This window comes from Streptomyces sp. NPDC058619, from assembly GCF_042717785.1.
Classification (GTDB): Bacteria; Actinomycetota; Actinomycetes; order Streptomycetales; family Streptomycetaceae; genus Streptomyces.
The window spans coordinates 1-18,768 of record NZ_JBHXQN010000013.1 but is presented as its reverse complement, the minus strand read 5'-3'; the positions used below and the strand labels follow the sequence as shown (position 1 = coordinate 18,768).

General features: G+C 71.5%; 20 protein-coding genes. 11 read left to right on the top strand and 9 right to left on the bottom strand.

Features of this window, described 5'->3' with window-relative positions; genetic code table 11:
* Positions 1-95 precede the first annotated feature (95 nt).
* The 3 genes from ACFWTC_RS15305 to ACFWTC_RS15295 all read left to right on the top strand — a co-directional run bounded on the left by ACFWTC_RS15305 (position 96) and on the right by ACFWTC_RS15295 (position 2,659).
* Entirely contained in the window at positions 96-551 is a 456-nt protein-coding gene (locus tag ACFWTC_RS15305; RefSeq protein ID WP_383930075.1) for an RrF2 family transcriptional regulator, read from the top strand.
* 166 nt (positions 552-717) lie between these two features.
* Positions 718-1,914: a globin domain-containing protein gene (locus ACFWTC_RS15300; protein ID WP_383930078.1), complete on the top strand. Its 1,197-nt coding sequence runs from the start codon at positions 718-720 to the stop codon at positions 1,912-1,914.
* A 154-nt stretch (positions 1,915-2,068) separates the two neighbouring features.
* Positions 2,069-2,659: an N-acetylmuramoyl-L-alanine amidase gene (locus ACFWTC_RS15295; protein ID WP_383930081.1), complete on the top strand. Its 591-nt coding sequence runs from the start codon at positions 2,069-2,071 to the stop codon at positions 2,657-2,659.
* Between the two features lie 21 nt (positions 2,660-2,680).
* Here the strand turns inward: ACFWTC_RS15295 and ACFWTC_RS15290 are convergent, their stop codons facing one another.
* Positions 2,681-3,151 (bottom strand): NUDIX domain-containing protein, encoded by a 471-nt coding sequence (locus tag ACFWTC_RS15290; RefSeq protein WP_384026888.1) that lies wholly within the window; start codon positions 3,149-3,151, stop codon positions 2,681-2,683.
* Positions 3,152-3,155: 4 nt separating this feature from the next.
* On the bottom strand, positions 3,156-3,857 hold the full coding sequence (locus ACFWTC_RS15285; RefSeq protein ID WP_384026891.1) for an XRE family transcriptional regulator: 702 nt from the start codon (positions 3,855-3,857) through the stop codon (positions 3,156-3,158).
* Positions 3,858-3,926: 69 nt separating this feature from the next.
* Here ACFWTC_RS15285 and ACFWTC_RS15280 point away from each other — a divergent pair, with 69 nt between their 5' ends.
* On the top strand, positions 3,927-4,835 hold the full coding sequence (locus ACFWTC_RS15280; RefSeq protein WP_383930089.1) for a 1-aminocyclopropane-1-carboxylate deaminase/D-cysteine desulfhydrase: 909 nt from the start codon (positions 3,927-3,929) through the stop codon (positions 4,833-4,835).
* Between the two features lie 133 nt (positions 4,836-4,968).
* Here the strand turns inward: ACFWTC_RS15280 and ACFWTC_RS15275 are convergent, their stop codons facing one another.
* Positions 4,969-6,552, bottom strand: coding sequence for a Na+/H+ antiporter (locus ACFWTC_RS15275; RefSeq protein WP_383930092.1), 1,584 nt, complete (start codon positions 6,550-6,552; stop codon positions 4,969-4,971).
* 55 nt (positions 6,553-6,607) lie between these two features.
* On the opposite strand from ACFWTC_RS15275, the gene ACFWTC_RS15270 reads away from it, so the two are divergent.
* The 3 genes from ACFWTC_RS15270 to ACFWTC_RS15260 all read left to right on the top strand — a co-directional run bounded on the left by ACFWTC_RS15270 (position 6,608) and on the right by ACFWTC_RS15260 (position 8,511).
* Entirely contained in the window at positions 6,608-6,868 is a 261-nt protein-coding gene (locus ACFWTC_RS15270; RefSeq protein ID WP_383930095.1) for a UBP-type zinc finger domain-containing protein, read from the top strand.
* 204 nt (positions 6,869-7,072) lie between these two features.
* Positions 7,073-7,486, top strand: coding sequence for an anti-sigma regulatory factor (locus ACFWTC_RS15265; protein WP_383930097.1), 414 nt, complete (start codon positions 7,073-7,075; stop codon positions 7,484-7,486).
* Positions 7,487-7,503: 17 nt separating this feature from the next.
* A complete protein-coding gene (locus ACFWTC_RS15260; RefSeq protein WP_383930100.1) occupies positions 7,504-8,511 on the top strand; it encodes an RNA polymerase sigma factor SigF in 1,008 nt (335 codons plus the stop codon).
* Between the two features lie 25 nt (positions 8,512-8,536).
* On the opposite strand, the gene ACFWTC_RS15255 is transcribed toward ACFWTC_RS15260, so the two are convergent.
* Positions 8,537-8,986 carry a hypothetical protein gene (locus ACFWTC_RS15255; RefSeq protein WP_383930103.1) on the bottom strand — a complete coding sequence of 150 codons (450 nt, stop codon included), beginning with the start codon at positions 8,984-8,986 and terminating at the stop codon, positions 8,537-8,539.
* Between the two features lie 84 nt (positions 8,987-9,070).
* Here ACFWTC_RS15255 and ACFWTC_RS15250 point away from each other — a divergent pair, with 84 nt between their 5' ends.
* On the top strand, positions 9,071-10,036 hold the full coding sequence (locus ACFWTC_RS15250) for a diacylglycerol/lipid kinase family protein (protein ID WP_383930104.1): 966 nt from the start codon (positions 9,071-9,073) through the stop codon (positions 10,034-10,036).
* A 316-nt stretch (positions 10,037-10,352) separates the two neighbouring features.
* Positions 10,353-10,610, top strand: coding sequence for a WhiB family transcriptional regulator (locus ACFWTC_RS15245; protein WP_003953983.1), 258 nt, complete (start codon positions 10,353-10,355; stop codon positions 10,608-10,610).
* A gap of 159 nt (positions 10,611-10,769) precedes the next feature.
* Here the strand turns inward: ACFWTC_RS15245 and ACFWTC_RS15240 are convergent, their stop codons facing one another.
* On the bottom strand, positions 10,770-12,239 hold the full coding sequence (locus ACFWTC_RS15240; RefSeq protein ID WP_383930117.1) for a sensor histidine kinase: 1,470 nt from the start codon (positions 12,237-12,239) through the stop codon (positions 10,770-10,772).
* Between the two features lie 422 nt (positions 12,240-12,661).
* On the bottom strand, positions 12,662-13,258 hold the full coding sequence (locus ACFWTC_RS15235) for a TetR/AcrR family transcriptional regulator (protein WP_383930107.1): 597 nt from the start codon (positions 13,256-13,258) through the stop codon (positions 12,662-12,664).
* A gap of 84 nt (positions 13,259-13,342) precedes the next feature.
* Here ACFWTC_RS15235 and ACFWTC_RS15230 point away from each other — a divergent pair, with 84 nt between their 5' ends.
* Positions 13,343-14,104 (top strand): SDR family oxidoreductase, encoded by a 762-nt coding sequence (locus tag ACFWTC_RS15230; protein ID WP_383930109.1) that lies wholly within the window; start codon positions 13,343-13,345, stop codon positions 14,102-14,104.
* A 150-nt stretch (positions 14,105-14,254) separates the two neighbouring features.
* The gene (gene nagB / locus ACFWTC_RS15225; protein ID WP_383930112.1) at positions 14,255-15,040 is read left to right on the top strand and encodes a glucosamine-6-phosphate deaminase; all 786 of its coding nucleotides are present in this window, start codon (positions 14,255-14,257) and stop codon (positions 15,038-15,040) included.
* 174 nt (positions 15,041-15,214) lie between these two features.
* Here the strand turns inward: nagB and ACFWTC_RS15220 are convergent, their stop codons facing one another.
* Genes ACFWTC_RS15220 through ACFWTC_RS15210 form a run of 3 tightly spaced genes read right to left on the bottom strand, consistent with a single transcriptional unit; the run spans position 15,215 to position 18,623 of the window.
* On the bottom strand, positions 15,215-16,696 hold the full coding sequence (locus ACFWTC_RS15220) for a glycoside hydrolase family 3 protein (protein ID WP_383929228.1): 1,482 nt from the start codon (positions 16,694-16,696) through the stop codon (positions 15,215-15,217).
* Positions 16,697-16,704: 8 nt separating this feature from the next.
* Entirely contained in the window at positions 16,705-17,550 is an 846-nt protein-coding gene (locus ACFWTC_RS15215; protein ID WP_384026959.1) for a carbohydrate ABC transporter permease, read from the bottom strand.
* 50 nt (positions 17,551-17,600) lie between these two features.
* Complete coding sequence (locus tag ACFWTC_RS15210; protein WP_383929225.1) at positions 17,601-18,623, bottom strand: carbohydrate ABC transporter permease; 1,023 nt, start codon at positions 18,621-18,623, stop codon at positions 17,601-17,603.
* Between the last annotated feature and the right edge of the window lie 145 nt (positions 18,624-18,768).

Below are 18,768 nucleotides of genomic sequence, written 5' to 3'. Positions count from 1 at the left end.
TCACGACCTCCGGCACCACCCACCGGTTTCGGCCATCACCACTGTCCGACGCGGTTTAATTTGCAGATCACATGCAACTTATCTACGTTGATCCCATGAGGCTGACCCGGTTCACCGATCTGGCACTGCGCGTCCTTATGCGCCTCGCCGTCGAGGAGGCGGACCTCCCGACGACCCGGGAGGTGGCGGCGACCATGGAGGTCCCGTACACCCACACCGCCAAGGTGGTCGCCAGGCTGCAGCACCTCGGCCTGGTCGAGGCGCGTCGCGGCCGCGGCGGCGGGCTCGCCCTGACCGCCGCCGGCCGCTCGGCGTCGGTGGGGGGGCTGGTGCGCGAACTGGAGGGCGCCGGCGACGTCGTGGAGTGTGAGGGGAGCACCCCGTGCCCGCTGCGGGGGGCCTGCATCCTGCGCGGCGCGCTGCGCAGGGCCCAGGAGGCGTTCTTCGCCTCGCTGGACCCCCTGACGGTGAACGAGCTGGTGGCAGCCCCGACCGGCCCGGTCCTGCTGGGGATCTCGGGAGGTTCCGGCTCCCGGCCGGGTGGGCCCTGACCCCGGGGGCCGGTGGCCGGTTTCCACCGGGGACGGATCATCCCGTACCGCACCGACCCGAGCGGCCGAACGTATGCCCTAATAAACACGTGACCCCGAACCTCTTGCGCCTGTCTGCATCTGAAAATACGCATCTTATATACCAATTAACCGAGGAGTCACGCCCATGCTGTCCGAGAAGTCCACCGCGACCGTACGCGCCACCCTGCCCGCCGTCGGGGCGGCGATCGGCGACATCACGGAGCTCTTCTACGCGAAGCTGTTCGCGGCCCACCCGGAACTCCTGCGCGACCTCTTCAACCGCGGCAACCAGGCCGCCGGCCTCCAGAAGCAGGCCCTCGCGGGGTCGATCGCCGCATTCGCGACGCACCTCGTCGCCCATCCGGACCAGCGCCCCGACGTGATGCTGAACCGCATCGCCCACAAGCACACCTCCCTGGGCGTGACCCGCGCGCAGTACCCGGTCGTCCACGAGCACCTCTTCGCGGCGATCGCCGAGGTCCTCGGGGACGCCGTCACCCCCGAGGTCGCCGAGGCCTGGGACGAGGTGTACTGGCTGATGGCGAACGCCCTCGCCGCCATCGAGGAGCGGCTGTACGCCGGCCGGCAGGTGGCCGCCGGCGACGTCTGGCGGGAGTGGACCGTGACCGGCCGGACCGAGGAGACCGCCGACTGCGCCACCTTCCGCATCGCCCCCGCGGACGGCGCCCCTGCGCCCGCGCACCTGCCCGGGCAGTACGTCTCCGTGCAGGTCGAACTCCCGGACGGCGCGCGCCAGATCCGCCAGTACAGCCTGACCACCGCCCCCGGCGCCCCGACCCGCGCGATCACCGTCAAGCGGGTCCACGGCCCGGCCGCCGGCGGACCCGACGGCGAGGTCTCCAACCACCTGCACGCCCGCGTCCGCGCCGGCGACTCCCTGCGCGTGTCCGCCCCGTACGGCGACCTGGTCCTCCACGACTCCGCCGCCCCGCTCCTGCTCGCCTCCGCCGGCATCGGCTGCACCCCGATGCTCTCGATGCTGGAGCACCTCGCCGACACCGGGCACGCCGCCCCCGTCACCGTCCTGCACGCCGACCGCAGCCCGGCCGACCACCCGCTGCGCGACGACCACCGGGCGCTGACCCACAAGCTCGCCGACGCCTCGGCCCGCTTCTGGTACGAGGAGTCGGCCGGGCCGGGCGACGGCGAGGGCCGCCTGGACCTCGGCGACGTTCCGGTCGCGCCCGGCACCCGGGCCTACCTCTGCGGCCCGCTGCCCTTCATGCGGTCGGCGCGCGAGCAGCTGATCGCCAAGGGCGTCGCGGCCGCGGACATCCACTACGAGGTCTTCGGCCCCGACCTGTGGCTCGCCTCCGCGTGACGCATGGTGCGCCTGATCCGATCCGGACCTGTCCGGATCGGATCGCACACCGTACGAACGCACTAGCCGCGGAAGGCCTGCCTCCACTAAACCGGAGCGTAACGGGTCGGACACACGGGGTGCCCGGCCGCGCACCGCAACGAAGGAGGCGGCCATGGCCGCACCCATGTCCGCGGACCGATTCCTCACCTCCCTGCGCGCCGAGGGCCTGACCGTCGTCGAGGTCGGCGCCTGGCGCACCCACCACCGCAACCACAAGGGCCCCTGGGGCCCGGTGCACGGCGTGATGATCCACCACACCGTCACCCGCGGCACCGCGCGGACCGTGGCGCTCTGCCGCGACGGCCGCTCCGACCTCCCCGGCCCGCTCTGCCACGGCGTCATCGCCAAGGACGGCCGGGTCCACCTGGTCGGCTACGGTCGCGCCAACCACGCGGGCTCCGGCGACTCCGACGTGCTGGCGGCGGTGATCGCCGAGAAGCGGCTCCCCCCGGACCACGACGCGAACACCGACGGCAACCGCCACTTCTACGGCTTCGAGTGCGAGAACCTCGGCGACGGGGAGGACCCGTGGCCGGCGGCCCAGCTCGACGCGATCGCCCGCACGGCGGCGGCCGTCTGCCGCTTCCACGGCTGGACGGCCCGCTCGGTCATCGGCCACCTCGAATGGCAGCCGGGCAAGGTCGACCCCAGAGGCTTCACGATGTCCGCGATGCGCACCCGCGTAGCGGAACGCCTGAAGTAGCCCCCGGAACCGGCCACCCCCTCACCCGAGGTACGGCACGGAACGGCGCTCCAGGAAGTGGCGCACGCGCAGGCGCTGGGTGTGGTGCATGGGCAGCGCGTCGAAATCGGCCGGCGCCACGAACCGCAGTTCCGTGCTCTCGTCGGACAACGACAGCTCACCGCCCGTGACGCGGGCGGTGAAGCAGACGTTGAACTGGCGCCTGACCTCGCCGTCGCTGTACTCGATGACGTGCCGGGGGTCCGTGTAGGTGCCGACCAGTCCCGTGATCTCCACATCGAGCCCGGTCTCCTCCTTCACCTCACGGACGGCCGTGCCGGGCAGCGAGTCGCCCAGGTCCATCCCTCCGCCGGGCAGCGCCCACAGGTCGTTGTCCGTGCGCCGTTGCAGCAGGATGCGGCCTTCGCTGTCGGTGACCACCGCCGAGGCGGCCACGACCATGCTGTTCGGCTCGAGCGCGTGAGGATCGTCGTAGTACTCGGTCCGGGCCATCGGGTCATGCCTCCACAGGGCGTGCTGTCTCCCACACGGCGTTGAAGCTGTCCGCGTAGGTGTCGAACATGCCGCCGGAGTCGTGGCGGCGAAGGTGCCACACTGGCGCACCGTACGCGTTCACACCCCAGACGTGGGCATTGACCAACACCTGATCATCAGCCCGGTACAAGGTGTTGTAGAGCGTCGTGCCGTGTGTCCGAAGCTCGATGCCCGGCACGCTCGCCACCGGCCGGTAGTGCAAGAGAGCGAGGCGACAGCGGGATTCGATGCCGTGCCCGAACTTCTCCTCCTGCCCTCGCTGCTGGACGTTCTCGCCGTCCGCGTCACCGACTGCGATGCGTACCGCGCACCCGTCGGCAGCACGCTCTTGCAGGAGATCGTTCAATCGGGGATACGCCTCGTGCAGGAACACCGCCGCGTAGACCAGGACGTCGATGCACTCGCGCGCTGCCGTGAGGAGATCCACTAACACGGATACGGGAAGGTCTGCCCGCTGGTCGTACAGAGCCACCAGTTCCGGACTGACGGCCCGCGCCGCCCGTGCTTGCCGGAGCGCCGGCCACAAGGCGTGAACGTCCTCGCCCAGCGTCTCGGCCGCCTTGAGGGCAGTTGCCCGGCGTGGGGTGCGCCCGAGGTTGACCCAGCGTTCCACGCTCTTCGGGTCCACGCCGGTCGCGCTGGCGGCGGCTCCGGCCCCGCTCACACCACCCGATTGGTGTGGGCGGGGCTCTGACGTGCGACGGCACGGGCAGGAGCGCTCCACAATGGATGGGTGAACCGTCCCGCGAACCTTGGCGCCCTCCTGCAGCCGCGCCCGCCGTCCCCGTTGCTGGAGGTCCGGGACGAGCGGTTCGGGCGGCGCGGCGTACGGCTTCTGCTGAAGCGGGACGACCTCGTGCACCCCGAGCTTCCCGGCAACAAGTGGCGCAAGCTCGCGCCCAATCTGCGGGCGGCGCTGGCGGCCGGGTGCGGGTCCCTGGTGACCTTCGGCGGGGCGTATTCGAACCACCTGCGCGCCACCGCGGCCGCCGGGCGGCTGCTGGGGCTGGAGACCGTCGGCATCGTGCGCGGCGACGAACTCGCCGCCCGGCCGCTGAACGACTCCCTCGCCCGCTGCGCGGCGGACGGCATGCGGCTGCACTTCGCCTCCCGCGCCGACTACCGGCAGAAGGCCGAACCCCGGACGCAGGCCCGGCTGCTGGAGGCCGCCGGCGCCACCGGCGCGTACGTGATCCCCGAGGGCGGCAGCAACGCCCTCGCCCTCCGGGGCTGCGCGGAGCTCGGCCGCGAGCTCCGGGGCGGGGCGGACGTGGTCGCGGTGGCCTGCGGTACCGGCGGCACGCTCGCGGGCCTGGCCGCCGGGCTGGCGCCCGGGCAGCGGGCCCTGGGCGTTCCGGTCCTGGCGGGCGGCTTCCTTGGGGCGGAGATACGTTCCCTCCAGGAGCGGGCCTTCGGCGCCCCGGCCGGCGACTGGACCCTGGCCGAGGACTTCCACCACGGCGGCTACGCCCGCGTACCGGCCGCCCTGGACGCCTTCGCCGCCGACTTCGGGACCCGTCACGGGCTCCCCGTCGAACGGGTCTACGTGGCCAAGCTCCTCTGGGCCCTGACGGAACTCACCGCCGTCGGCGCCTTCGCCCCCGGCACCACCCTGGCCGCGGTCGTGACCGGCCGCCCCTGAGACGGCCGGGCCTGACGCGGCCGCCCTCACGCGGCCGCCCCCGCAACCGCCGCCACCGGAACCGCCGCCACCGGAACGGCCGAACCCGAAACCCCCGCCCCCGAGACCGCCGGCAGGGGCGCCGGGCGCCGGATCAGGCCGCCTCCTCGCGGTAGGCCGCCGCCTCCTCCAGGTCCAGGCGGCGCAGCAGCACCCGCAGCATCTCGTCGTCGATGCGGCGCTGGTCGCGCAGGGCCACGAACACCTCCCGCTCGGCCTCGATCATGTCCCGGGCGAGGCGCCGGTAGATGTCGTCCGCCGACTCGCCCGTCTCCGCGTTGACCTCGCCGAGCCGCTCCCACACCGCATTGCGCCGCCGTTCCAGGACCGTGCGGAGCCGGTCGGCGAGCGGCGGCGGCAGGGTCCGGTTCTCCGGCTCCTCCAGCAGCTCCCGCAGCCGTCCCTCCGCCGCCCGCGAGGCCTCGCTCTGCGCCTGCGCCTCCGCCAGCGTCTCCGCGTGCAGGTCCCGGGGCGGCAGCCGCAGCAGCCGGATCAGCGGCGGGAGCGTCAGGCCCTGCACGACCAGCGTGCCGATGACCGTGGTGAACGTCAGGAAGAGGATGAGGTTTCGGTGCGGCACGCCCAGCGGGATGGAGAACGCGATGGCCAGCGAGACCACCCCGCGCATCCCCGCCCAGCCCACGATCACCGGAGCCTTCCAGGTGGTGTCCGGCTCCCGCCGGCGCACCCGCTCCGACAGCCACCTCGGCACGAAGGTCGCCGGGAAGACCCACAGGAACCGGGCCGCGACCACCGCGAGGAAGACGAAGACCGCATACCAGGCGAGGGCCGCGCCCTCGTACTCCCCGAGCCCCTTGAGGACCACCGGCAGCTGGAGCCCGATCAGCGCGAAGACCACCGACTCCAGGACGAAGGAGATCACCTTCCACACCGCCTCCTCCTGGAGCCGGGTGGCGAAGTCGACCTGCCAGTTCCGGTGGCCCAGGTACAGGGCCACCACGACCACGGCGAGGACCCCGGACGCGTGGACCCGCTCGGCCGCCGCGTACGCCACGAAGGGGATCAGCAGCGAGAGGGTGTTCTGCAGCAGCGGCTCCTTGAGCCGCGTGCGGAGATGGTGGATCGGGACCATCAGCAGCAGTCCGACGCCGACCCCGCCCACCGACGCCAGCAGGAACTCGGCGATGCCGCCCGCCCAGCCCGCGCTCACCCCGACCGCCGCCGCGACGGCCACCTTGTAGGCGGTGATGGCGGTGGCGTCGTTGACGAGGGACTCGCCCTGGAGGATGGTCGTGATCCGGTGCGGCAGCCCCAGCTTGCGCGCGATGGCGGTGGCGGCGACGGCGTCCGGCGGCGCGATGACCGCGCCGAGCACCAGCGCCACCGTCAGGGACAGGCCCGGGACGACCAGGTAGGCCGCGTACCCGACGGCGAGCGTCGCGAAGAGCACGTACCCGACGGAAAGCAGCCCGATGGGCCGGATGTTGGCCCGCAGGTCCAGGTACGAACTGTCCACGGCGGCCGTGTGCAGCAGCGGCGGGAGCAGCAGCGGCAGCACGATGTGCGGGTCCAGGACGTACGCCGGCACGCCCGGTACGTACGCGGCCACCAGCCCGGCGGCGACCAGCAGCAGCGGGGCCGGAACCGGGGTGCGGCGGGCCAGCCCCGCCACGACCGCACTGCCGGCGACCAGCGCCACCAGCGGCAATACCTCCATGGAAGATCCATCCTCATCCGTCGCGCGCGCCCGCCCTGGTCGTACGCTGGCCATCATGAGCGAGTGCACCCACGTTGCCGAACTGCCGCGCCCCGAGCCCATCCCCTCCGCCCAGACCTGCCCCGAATGTCTGGCGGTCGGCAGCCATCCCGTGCAGTTGCGGATGTGTCTGGGGTGCGGCCACGTGGCCTGTTGTGATTCCTCCCCGTTTCGGCACGCCTCGGCGCACCATCGGGAGACCGGCCATCCGGTGATGCGCAGCTTCGAGCCGGGCGAGACCTGGCGCTGGTGTTTTGTCGACGGTTCGATCGTCTGAGGTGGGGTAGGTCAACCCTCCGCCGGTTCCCCCGATTTGACCCCGCAGACCCCTAGCCACTGTGCGTACCCGAGGGCTTACCATCAGTCACTGGCCGTGTACGAGGGTGCTCACAGCGGGCGCCGCGGGGGGTGCCGCGACACGATCGCCCGGATCGCGATAGCGTCACCGGCGAACAGAGCTCGTACCACCTTGGAGGTGAGGGTGTCCCAGATCGCAGGCGAGCCCGGGACCCAGGACTTCGTGGAAGTCCGGCTGCCCGCTGCGGGTGCCTACCTGTCGGTGCTGCGAACGGCCACGGCCGGCCTCGCGGCACGTTTGGACTTCACCCTCGACGAGATCGAGGACCTCCGCATCGCGGTGGACGAAGCCTGCGCGATCCTGCTCCAGCAGGCCGTGCCCGGCTCCGTCCTCAGCTGCGTCTTCCGGCTGATCGACGATTCGCTGGAAGTGACCGTCTCGGCACCCACGACGGACGGGCGCGCTCCCGAGCGCGACACGTTCGCGTGGACGGTCCTGTCGGCGCTGGCCGGCAAGGTCGAGGCCACGGTCGAGGAGGACAAGACAGTGAGCATCAGCCTCTACAAACAACGCGGCGCGGGACCAGGACCGGCGTGAGCGGCGGGGAGATCCCGGTGCGGAGCGGGGATCGGCCCCGGGTACGACACGAGGTCGACGGCGGCATCCCGGAACAGCAGCACGCCCGGCCGCACCCGGCGGAGACGGATGCGGAAGACGGCTTTTTGGACTCGGCGGAGCGACGGGCGGGCCCTATGAGCGACAACCAGCACGAAGAACCACAGCCATCACAGCCACCCGAGGCCGCTGCCACGGCCCCGGAGGCCCCTCCGGCACCGGTGTTCCACGCGGCACCGGCCCTGCCGGACCCGCGCGACCGCAGCGGCGCGCGGGCCCTGTTCATCGAACTGCGGGCGCTGCCCGACGGGTCGGTGGAGAAGGCGGAGCTGCGCAACCGGCTGGTGCGGATGCACCTGCCGCTGGTCGAGCACCTGGCACGGCGGTTCCGCAACCGCGGTGAGCCGCTCGACGACCTGACGCAGGTCGCGACGATCGGCCTGATCAAGTCGGTGGACCGGTTCGACCCGGACCGCGGCGTCGAGTTCTCCACGTACGCCACACCCACCGTGGTCGGCGAGATCAAGCGCCACTTCCGCGACAAGGGCTGGGCGGTACGGGTGCCGCGGCGCCTGCAGGAGCTGCGGCTCTCGCTGACGACCGCCACGGCCGAGCTGTCCCAGCAGCACGGCCGCTCCCCCACGGTGCACGAACTGGCCGAGCGGCTGGGGATCTCCGAGGAGGAGGTGCTGGAGGGGCTGGAATCGGCCAATGCCTACAGCACGCTCTCCCTGGACGTCCCGGACACCGACGACGAGTCGCCGGCGGTCGCGGACACTCTGGGCTCGGAGGACGAGGCCCTGGAGGGGGTCGAGTACCGCGAGTCCCTCAAGCCGCTGCTGGAGGGGCTGCCGCCGAGGGAGAAGCGCATCCTGCTGCTCCGGTTCTTCGGCAACATGACCCAGTCGCAGATCGCCCAGGAGGTCGGCATCTCTCAGATGCACGTCTCCCGGCTGCTGGCCCGCACCCTGGCCCAGCTCCGGGAGAAGCTCCTCGTCGAGGAGTGACCCGCGCCACGGGAGGTCGTACGGGTTATCGGGCCTCTTCCCGGGGCCCGATGCCGAGTGCCTGCGTGGTCGTCGGGTTCACCAGCAGCGCGACGACGGCCACGGCGGCCACCGCCAGGACGGCCGCGGCGGCGATCATCGCGCCGCCCGCGCCGTACAGGGTCCAGGCCACCGGGAACGCCAGCAGCTGCGTGATCAGTGCCGGGCCTCGGCTCCACCGGCGGCCCAGCCGCAGCCCGCGGGCCGCCACCAGCGGCAGCGCGGCCAGCGCGAGCAGCGTGATCCCGCCCGTCTCGGCCTGCTGCGGGGAGTCGGGGTCGCCGGCGAAGCCCACGAACAGCATGTAGACACCGAGGCCGGCCAGGGCCAGGCCCTCCAGGGCGGTGAGCGCGGCGGCGGCGGTCAGCCGCCCGGGCGGCGCGGGGGTCTCGGCGGCGGCGGTGACGGGGACGCTCTGGGGCTGCTTCGTACTCACCCCAGCAGCGTAACCGCGGGCCCGCGGGCCCGGAGGGGACGGCCAGTAGGCTCGGCATATGAAGGGGTGGGTAGTCTGGCGCTCATGCGTGCACTTCTCGTGGCCAACCCAGCAGCGACGACGACCAGTGCGCGCACGCGTGACGTCCTGACCCACGCCCTGGCCAGCGAGATGAAGCTGGAGGCGGTGACGACCGAGTACCGGGGCCACGCCCGCGACCTGGGCCGCAGGGCGGCCGAGAGCGGCATGGACCTCGTCGTCGCCCTCGGCGGCGACGGCACGGTCAACGAGGTCGTCAACGGGCTCCTGCACAACGGGCCCGACCCGGAGCGGCTGCCCGGGCTGGCGGTGGTCCCCGGCGGTTCCACCAACGTGTTCGCCCGGGCCCTCGGACTGCCCAACGACGCGGTCGAGGCGACCGGCGCGCTGCTGGACGCGCTGCGCGAGCAGCGCGAGCGGACGGTGGGCCTGGGTCTGGCGGCCGGCACCCCGGGCACCGAGGACGAGTCCGTTCCGGCGCGCTGGTTCACCTTCTGCGCGGGCTTCGGCTTCGACGCGGGCGTCGTGGGCCGGGTGGAGCAGCAGCGGGAGCGGGGCAAGCGTTCGACACATGCCCTGTACGTACGACAGCTGCTGCGCCAGTACCTGGAGGAACCGAACCGGCGGCACGGCACGGTCACCCTGGAGCGCCCCGGCGCGGATCCGGTGCCGGACCTGGTGCTGTCGATAGTGTGCAACACCTCCCCGTGGACGTATCTGGGCAATCGTCCGCTTTACGCCTCACCGGAGGCGTCGTTCGATACCGCGCTTGACGTATTGGCACTCAATCGTTTGTCAACTCCGGCGGTCGCCCGGTACGCCACGCAGCTCCTGACCTCGACTCCTGAGAGGGGTCCGCACGGCAAACACGCGGTGTCTCTGCATGATCTGACGGACTTCACCTTGCATTCGAAGGTGCCACTTCCGTTCCAGATGGACGGTGACCACCTCGGCCTGCGGACCAGCGTTCAGTTCACAGGCGTACGCCGCGCACTGCGTGTGATTGTGTGAGTGGAAGGACCTAAAGTCCTTTCACTCGAACGTTTACACGCTGGTCCACCCCTAGGAACTAGGGCTGTGACCTAGTAGACACCGACGAATCAAAAAAAACTTTCCGGAAGGGGTTGTATCCCCGTCCGAGGTTTGCGAATCTCTACATGGCGGTTGGGACAGCCCGCACAACCCGGCACCCACACAGACCGCCAGAACCCCTCCACGAATCCCTGACTCCGGGCAACCGGGCGGTCGACCTTCCCTCGCGGGGGGATTCGTGAAAGCGTTCACATTCACAAGCAACCTGCCCGCAATACAAGGAGATGGAGCAGCCATGGACTGGCGTCACAACGCCGTTTGTCGTGAGGAAGACCCGGAACTCTTCTTCCCCATCGGCAACACCGGTCCTGCGCTGCTGCAGATCGAGGAAGCCAAGGCCGTCTGCCGCCGCTGCCCCGTCATGGAGCAGTGCCTGCAGTGGGCACTCGAGTCCGGCCAGGACTCCGGTGTCTGGGGCGGTCTGAGCGAGGACGAGCGCCGCGCGATGAAGCGCCGCGCCGCTCGCAACCGGGCGCGCAACGCAAGCGCCTGACAACGACTTTCGAGCCTCGACGCGCAGCGCGTAGTACCTGCCACAAGCGCTTAGCAACGTGCTCTTGAGCCCCGGACCGGGAAGATTCGGTCCGGGGCTCAGTGCTGTCCGGAGTCCGCCCGGGGCGCGCGACCGTCACACAGGGTGACGGTACCGCCGCTACTTCTGCGGGCTGGACGGCAGGTCGAGCACGACCTTGGTGCCGCGCGGCTCGACCCGGAGCATGTCGAACGTACCGCCGAGCTCCCCCTCCACCAGGGTGCGTACGATCTGCAGCCCGAGGTTGCCGGCCCGCTGCGGGTCGAACCCCTCGGGCAGGCCGCAGCCGTCGTCGAGCACCGTGATCAGCAGCCGGCCGTCCGTGCGGCCGACGCCGGTGCGGGCAGCGAACACCTCCACCGTGCCGCCCTCGCCCTGGGTGAAGGCGTGCTCCAGGGCGTTCTGCACGACCTCGGTCAGCACCATCGACAGCGGGGTGGCGACCTCCGCGTCCAGGATTCCGAACCGCCCCGTGCGGCGGCAGTCGACCCGGCCCGGGGAGATCTCCGAGACCATCGCGATCACCCGGTCGGCGATCTCGTCGAACTCGACCCGCTCGTCCAGGTTCTGAGACAGCGTCTCGTGCACGATCGCGATCGAACCGACGCGGCGCACCGCCTCGTTGAGCGCCTCGCGGCCCTGCGGCGAATCCATCCGGCGGGCCTGGAGCCGCAAGAGGGCTGCCACCGTCTGGAGGTTGTTCTTCACCCGGTGGTGGATCTCCCGGATGGTCGCGTCCTTGGTGATCAATTCACGTTCGCGACGGCGCAGTTCCGTGACGTCGCGGCAGAGCACCAGGGAGCCGATGCGGGTCCCCTTCGGCTTCAGCGGGATCGCGCGCAGCTGGATGACCCCGCCGTTGCCCTCGACCTCGGTTTCCCGGGGCGCCCAGCCGCTGGCCAGTTTGACCAGGGCCTCGTCGACGGGGCCGCGGGAGGGGGCCAGTTCGGTGGTCGTGTCGCCCAGGTGCTGGCCGACCAGGTCGGAGGCGAGGCCGAGCCGGTGGTAGGCGGACAGGGCGTTCGGGGACGCGTAGGTCACCACGCCGTCGACATCGACCCGGATCAGGCCGTCACCGACCCGCGGCGAGGCGTCCATGTCGACCTGCTGGCCGGGGAACGGGAAGGAGCCCGCCGCGATCATCTGGGCCAGGTCGGAGGCGGACTGGAGGTAGGTCAGCTCCAGCCGGCTCGGTGTACGCACGGTGAGCAGGTTGGTGTTGCGCGCGATGACGCCCAGTACCCGTCCCTCGCGCCGCACGGGGATCGACTCGACGCGGACCGGCACCTCCTCGCGCCACTCCGGGTCGCCCTCGCGCACGATCCGGCCCTCGTCGAGCGCGGCGTCGAGCAGCGGGCGGCGGCCGCGCGGGATCAGGTGGCCGACCATGTCGTCCTGGTAGGAGGTAGGACCTGTGTTCGGGCGCATCTGGGCGACCGAGACGTACCGGCTGCCGTCGAGGGTGGGAACCCACAGCACGAGGTCGGCGAAGGACAGGTCGGAGAGCAGCTGCCACTCCGAGACCAGCAGGTGGAGCCACTCCAGGTCGGTTTCACTGAGAGCGGTGTGCTGGCGTACGAGGTCGTTCATGGAGGGCACGTGGCGAGCGTACCCCGGGTACGGCCGATGACTTTCCCCACGGGAATACCCAGGAGTATCCAGGAGCGGGCCGAGCGGCGTACTGTTGGAGGAAGTGACGGGATCTTCGGTGCCGTCATTGGATGGACAGATCAGAATGGTCTAGTCCACAATTGCCTTAAGCTTCCGCCCTCCCCGCACAGGAGGACGGATCGAGGTAAGCCGCGCGCTCTGCCCTGACCGCGCAGGCTCCTCCCACCGGCCGCCGGGAACCGCACACCCGACGGCCGTAAGTACTCCGGGCTACGGTGCCGGATGGGCTGAGGGTCCCGTCCTGCACCGTGGCCCAGAGGAAAGTGGCCAAAGGGAAGTGCCCCGGAGGAACGCGGTCGCGGGAGAGCGGCCGGAGAAATCTCGCCGCTCGGCTGCTCGCACTACTGCTGGGGCCAGGCCCGCAGCGCCAGTGCCGCCACCGCCTCCAGTTCCTCCCGCGTCGCCCCGTCGCGCGACTGCTGGGACATTCCCTGGAGCACGGCTCCCGCGTAGCGGGCCAGCGCCCGCGCGTCCGTGTCCGCGGGAAGGGCCCCCGTGGCCACGTCGGCCCGGATGCGGCTCTCGAACAGGGCCAGGTTGGCGTCGCGCCGCTCGCGCAGGGCCTGCGCGACCTCGTCCGAGGTGGTGTTGACCGCGGCGCTGATCACCATGCAGCCCGGCGGGTGGGCCGGATCGGTGTAGACCTCGGCGGCCTCGCGCAGGACCCGGCCGACGGCCGCGCGGGCGGTGGGCTCCTCGGCGAGCGCCACGGCCGCGAAGTCCGCGTACCGGCTGCCGTAGACCACCACGACCTCGTCGAAGAGCTTGCGCTTGTCCCCGAAGGCCGCGTAGAGGCTCGGCGCTCCGATGCCCAGGGCCCGGGTCAGGTCGGCGATGGACGTCGCCTCGTAGCCGCGCTCCCAGAAGGCGAACAGAGCCTTGTCGAGGGCCGCGTCGCGGTCGAAGGAGCGGGGTCTGCCGCGCTGTCCGGTCACCATGCGCACATTCTATAGCGGTCGCTATGGAATCTGATACGTTTCTTTCTGTAGCGACCACTCCACATTACCGAAGGGGGGCGCGCCATGGGCGTGCTCAAGGGGAAGACGGCACTGGTCACGGGCGGCAGCCGGGGCATCGGCCGGGCCGTGGCCCGGCGTCTCGCACGGGACGGGGCGCTGGTGGCGGTGCACTACGGGCACGACGGGGAGGCGGCGCGGGAGACGGTGGAGTCCATCGAGGCGGCCGGCGGGCGGGCCTTCGCGATCCGGGCGGTGCTCGGGGTGCCGGGGGACGCGCAGGCGCTCTGGGCGGCGTACGCGGCCCACCCCGCGCACACCGACGGGGTCGACATCCTGGTGAACAACGCGGGGGCGGCCGCCTACGCGGGCATCGAGGAGACCGACGAGGAGGCGTACGACCAGATCCACGCGCTCAACGCGAAGGCCCCGTTCTTCGTCATCAAGCACGGGCTGGACCGACTGCGCGACGGGGGCCGGATCGTGAACGTCACCGGCACGCCCGGGATCGCCCTGCCCGCGATCCTGGCCACGGTCATGGCCAAGGGCGCGGTGAACACCCTGACCCGGTCCCTGTCGGCCGCCCTCGCCCCGCGCGCGATCACCGTGAACTCGGTGGGCCCCGGCATCACCGCGACCGATCTGAACGCGGCCTGGCTGGCGGATCCGGCGGCCCGGGCCCACGTTGCCTCCCGCTCGGTCTTCGACCGGATCGGCACCGTGGAGGAGGTCGCCGACGTGGTGGCGTTCCTGGCCTCGCCGGACTCCCGCTGGGTGACGGGCCAGCACCTGGACGCGACCGGCGGGCTCCAGCTGGCGCTGCTCTAGGAGGTGGCGGCCGCGGCGCTCCCGGGAGGCCGCGGCCGGACTTCCCGACCACCATGGGGAGGAGGGCGCGGAGCCGGACACGGGGGTCCGGCTCTGCTAGATTGGTCTATACCACAACACGCCCACACCTCTCAGATCGGCAGGCCCCGCGTGGAAGTTGTCATCGTCCCGGACGCCAAGGCAGGCGGCGAGCTCATCGCGGAGGCCATGGCCGCACTGGTCCGCCGCAAGCCCGACGCCCTGCTCGGCGTGGCGACCGGCTCCACCCCGCTGCCGATCTACGAGGCCCTCGCGGCCCAGGTCAAGGCCGGCCGGGTGGACGCCTCCAGGGCCCGGATCTGCCAGCTCGACGAGTACGTGGGCCTCCCGGCCGGGCACCCCGAGTCCTACCGCGCCGTCGTCCTGCGCGAGGTCGTGGAGCCGCTCGGCCTGTCCGAGTCCTCCTTCATCGGCCCCGACGGCGCCGCCGAGGACATCGTCGGCGCCTGCGAGGCCTACGACCGCGCCCTGGCGGCCGCCGGGGGCGTCGACCTCCAGCTGCTGGGCATCGGCACCGACGGCCACATCGGCTTCAACGAGCCGTGCTCCTCGCTCGCCTCCCGCACCCGGATCAAGACGCTGACGGAGCAGACCCGCGTGGACAACGCGCGCTTCTTCGACGACGACATAGACCAGGTGCCCCACCACGTCATCACCCAGGGCATCGGCACCATCCTCGACGCCCGCCACCTGGTGCTGCTCGCCACCGGCGAGGGCAAGGCCGAGGCCGTCGCGCAGACCGTGGAGGGTCCGCTGTCCGCACTGGTCCCGGCCTCCGCCCTGCAGCTGCACCGGCACGCCACCGTCGTCGTGGACGAGGCCGCCGCCTCCAAGCTGAAGCTGGCGGACTACTTCCGCCACACGTACGCGAACAAGCCCGCCTGGCAGGGTCTGTAGGCCGTACGGCACCGAAGGGCCGGGCCCCCCGTCAGGGGGCGCCCGGCCCTTTCGCATCCCCTCCCGGAGCGAACGGGGCGGTCCTGCGGGACCGGTCCCCCGCCCCCGCGACGAACGGCGGCGGAGCCGGGCACCCCCCGTGACGGGTTGCCCGGCTCCGCCGCGTACGGGGTGCTACGCGCCGGCGATGAGCTCGGCCGCAGCGCGGCCGCAGACGCGCGAGGCGCCGTGCGTGGCGATGTACAGGGCCCCGCGGGGCTCGGCCCGCGGCAGGCCCATCTCGACGACGACCGTGTCGGGGCGGGCCGCGACCAGCGCGTCCACGGCCTCGGCCATCCACGGGTGCCGGTGGGCGTCGCGGACCACGGCGACGACCGTACGGTCCCCCGCGTCCGCCAGGACGTCCGCGGCGGCGGCCCCCTGCGGGTAGACGCCACAGGCGGTTCCCGGGAGCAGCGCGGCCAGTTCGGCGGCCACGCCCCACGGGGTCTCGTCGCCGACCGCGATGTTCGCGACGGGCGCGAGCGTGGCCACGTACGGCGCCGTGAGCGGGGCCGCCGTGCCGGTGACGGCCACCGCGCGGCGGGCCGCCGTGAGCCCGATGCCGGACGCGCGGCTCCCCTCCGGCCGCGCGTCCGACCGGGCCGCGCCGGTCCATTCGGCCAGCGCGCGGACCCGGGCGGCGGCGTCGGCGAGCCGCTCCTCCGGGAGGGTCCCCTCGCGCACGGCGGCGACCAGCGCGTCGCGCAGCCGGAGCACGGTGGCCTCGTCGGCCAGGCCCCCGCCGACGCAGATGGCGTCGGCGCCGGCCGCGATGGCCAGGACCGAGCCGCGCTCGATGCCGTACGTCCCGGCGATGGCGTGCATCTCCATGCCGTCGGTGACGATCAGGCCCTCGTAGCCGAGCTCCTTGCGCAGCAGGCCGGTCAGGATCTGCGGGCTGAGGGTGGCGGGGCGGGTCGGGTCGAGGGCGGGCACCAGGATGTGCGCGCTCATCACGGCCTTCGTGCCGGCCGCGACGGCCGCCTTGAAGGGGACGAGTTCGCGGGCCTGGAGGGTGCCCAGGTCCACGTCGATGCGCGGCAGCGCGTGGTGCGAGTCGACGTTGGTGTCGCCGTGGCCCGGGAAGTGCTTGGTGCAGGCCGCGACGCCGGCGGCCTGGAGGCCCTCGACGTAGGCGGCGGTGTGCCGGGCGGCGAGGTGGGTGTCGGCGCCGAAGGAGCGTACGCCGATCACCGGATTGTCCGGGTCGGAGTTGACGTCCGCGGACGGGGCCCAGTTGAGGTTGACCCCGCATTCGGCGAGCCGCAGGCCCAGTTCGTGGGCGACGGCGCGGGTCAGGTCGGTGTCGTCGACGGAGCCGAGGGCCAGGTTGCCGGGGAAGGACGAGCCGCCGCGGGCCTCCAGGCGGGTGACGTCTCCGCCCTCCTCGTCGATGGCGACCAGGACCTCGCCGCGCTCGGCGCGCAGCTGCGCGGTGAGCGCGGCGAGCTGATCGGGCGAGGTGATGTTGCGGCCGAAGAGGCCGACGGCGGTGAGGCCTTCGGCGACCTGGCGCAGCAGCCAGGCGGGGGCGGTCGTGCCCTCGAAGCCGGGCTGGAGGACGGCGAGGGCGTCGCGGGTCACCGTATCGGTGCGGTGCGCAAGGACAGTCATGGCGGCCGTTATCCCTTCACGGCGCCGGCGGTCATGCCGCCGACGGCCTTGCGCTGGAGGAAGATGAAGATGACGAGCACCGGAACCGCGAAGAGCGAGGAGGCGGCCATCGTGGCGCCCCAGTCGTTGCCGAAGGCGCTCATGAACTCGGTCAGCCACAGGGGCAGGGTCTGCGCGGACTTGTCCTTGTTCAGGATCAGGACCATCGCGAACTCGTTCCAGGCGGTGATGAAGCCGAAGAGCGAGGTGGACATCAGGCCCGGGGCCAGCAGGGGGAAGATCACCTTGCGGAAGGCCTGGCCGCGGGTGCAGCCGTCGATCTGGGCGGCCTCCTCCAGCGTCACCGGGACGGCGGCGATGAAGCCGCGCAGGGTCCAGATGGTGAAGGGGAGGATCATCACGAAGTAGATCGCGGTCAGCAGCGGGAGGCTGTTCAGCATCTCGCTGTCGCGGGCGATCATGTACATCGCGATGACCATGACCTCCCAGGGGGCCATCTGCGCCATCATCACGGTCAGTACGAGGCCCTTGCGGCCCTTGAACTTCATCCGGGCGATCGCGAAGCTCGCGGCGAGGGCGACGAGCAGCGACAGCAGGACGGCGCCGACGGTGACCAGGACGCTGTTGGAGACGTACGTCCAGAAGTTCTCGACCCCGGTGGCCTTGGTGAAGTTGTCCATCGTCGGGGCGAAGAAGAAGACGGGGTCCTTGGTGAGCATCTGGTCGGCGGGCTTGAGCGCCGACGAGAACATCCAGTAGACCGGGAAGACGAAGACGAGTGCCAGGAGCAGCGCGCCGACGTTCTTGGCCACGGCTGCGGGCCGGACCGGCCGGCGGGTGCGGAGCCGCTGCACGGGCTGCGCGGACGGGGCCGCGGGCGCCGGCTTCGGGGCGGTGGTCGTGCTCACTGCTCCTCCTCCTGCTTCAGGATCAGGCGGAAGTAGAAGGACATGACGATCACGAGGATGAGGATCGTCAGGACGGAGATCGCGGCGGCGAGGCCGTAGTGGGCCTGGCTCTGGCCCTCGACGTAGGCGAAGACCGGGAGGATCTCGGAGGCGCGGTCGGGGCCGCCCTTCTTCATCGCGTACACCTGGGTGAAGGCCTTGAACACCCAGATCACCTCCAGGAAGGTGGTGATGAGGAAGAAGGGCTTGAGGTTCGGGAAGACGATCTTCCAGAAGGTCTGCCAGCCGTTGGCGCCGTCCATCCGGGCGGCCTCGTACAGTTCGCCGCCGACCGTGGTCAGTCCGGCGTACATGTTGAGGGCCACGAAGGGGATGGAGCCCCAGACCACCAGGATCGTGACGATCGTCAGGGTGGAGAGGCCGGACTCGAACCAGTTGTGCTGCTCGTAGCCGGAGAAGCCGGCGGTGCGCATCACCCAGTTCATGACGCCGAACTGCTCGTCGAACAGCCACTGGAAGACCTGGACGGAGGCGACGATCGGCATGGCCCAGGCCATGACCAGTGCCATCGACAGGACCAGGCGCATCCACGTGCCGAGGCGGTTGAGCAGGATGCCGATGAGACTGCCGAGCACCATGATCAGCAGGACGTTGGCGAAGGTGAAGGCGAAGCTTCGGACGACGACGGTCCAGAAGGTCGTGTCGCCGAGCAGCTCGGTGTAGTTGGAGAATCCCGCGAACGGGTACTTCCGCTGGATGAACTCGATCTTGTTGATGTCCTGGAGGGACAGGATCACGTTCTTGATCAGCGGGTACAGCAGGAGCGTCGCGAGGCTGAGCACCGCGGGCCCGACCAGCAGGTAGGGCAGCCACCCCGTGGGGAGGGACCTTCTGCCACCGCGAGGAGACGTATGGCTGGAGCCGGGTGCGGTCGCGGGCACCTTGGGCGGCCGTCCGGCGGACTTCGGTGGTGCGTCCTGTGGAGCGCTGGTCGTCGCTCCCTGGGAGTGCACGGTCATGGCTTGGCTTCCTCGCGGTTGACTGTGGAGTCAAATGCGCGACCGGGGGTGGGGGGGGGGGGGGGGGCGGGGGCCCCCCCCCCCCCGGGGCCCCCGGGGGTGGGCGGGGGGGGGGATGGGGGGGGGGGGGGGTGTGTTTTTGGGT

Coding starts and splice junctions, on each gene's coding strand:
- ACFWTC_RS15270 (WP_383930095.1), top strand. CDS start 6,608: ATGAGCGAGTGCACCCACGTTGCCGAACTGCCGCGCCCCGAGCCCATC.
- ACFWTC_RS15245 (WP_003953983.1), top strand. CDS start 10,353: ATGGACTGGCGTCACAACGCCGTTTGTCGTGAGGAAGACCCGGAACTC.
- ACFWTC_RS15275 (WP_383930092.1), bottom strand. CDS start 6,552: ATGGAGGTATTGCCGCTGGTGGCGCTGGTCGCCGGCAGTGCGGTCGTG.
- ACFWTC_RS15235 (WP_383930107.1), bottom strand. CDS start 13,258: ATGGTGACCGGACAGCGCGGCAGACCCCGCTCCTTCGACCGCGACGCG.
- ACFWTC_RS15240 (WP_383930117.1), bottom strand. CDS start 12,239: ATGAACGACCTCGTACGCCAGCACACCGCTCTCAGTGAAACCGACCTG.
- ACFWTC_RS15220 (WP_383929228.1), bottom strand. CDS start 16,696: ATGACTGTCCTTGCGCACCGCACCGATACGGTGACCCGCGACGCCCTC.
- ACFWTC_RS15290 (WP_384026888.1), bottom strand. CDS start 3,151: ATGGCCCGGACCGAGTACTACGACGATCCTCACGCGCTCGAGCCGAAC.
- ACFWTC_RS15250 (WP_383930104.1), top strand. CDS start 9,071: ATGCGTGCACTTCTCGTGGCCAACCCAGCAGCGACGACGACCAGTGCG.
- ACFWTC_RS15295 (WP_383930081.1), top strand. CDS start 2,069: ATGGCCGCACCCATGTCCGCGGACCGATTCCTCACCTCCCTGCGCGCC.
- ACFWTC_RS15305 (WP_383930075.1), top strand. CDS start 96: ATGAGGCTGACCCGGTTCACCGATCTGGCACTGCGCGTCCTTATGCGC.
- ACFWTC_RS15230 (WP_383930109.1), top strand. CDS start 13,343: ATGGGCGTGCTCAAGGGGAAGACGGCACTGGTCACGGGCGGCAGCCGG.
- ACFWTC_RS15300 (WP_383930078.1), top strand. CDS start 718: ATGCTGTCCGAGAAGTCCACCGCGACCGTACGCGCCACCCTGCCCGCC.
- ACFWTC_RS15210 (WP_383929225.1), bottom strand. CDS start 18,623: ATGACCGTGCACTCCCAGGGAGCGACGACCAGCGCTCCACAGGACGCA.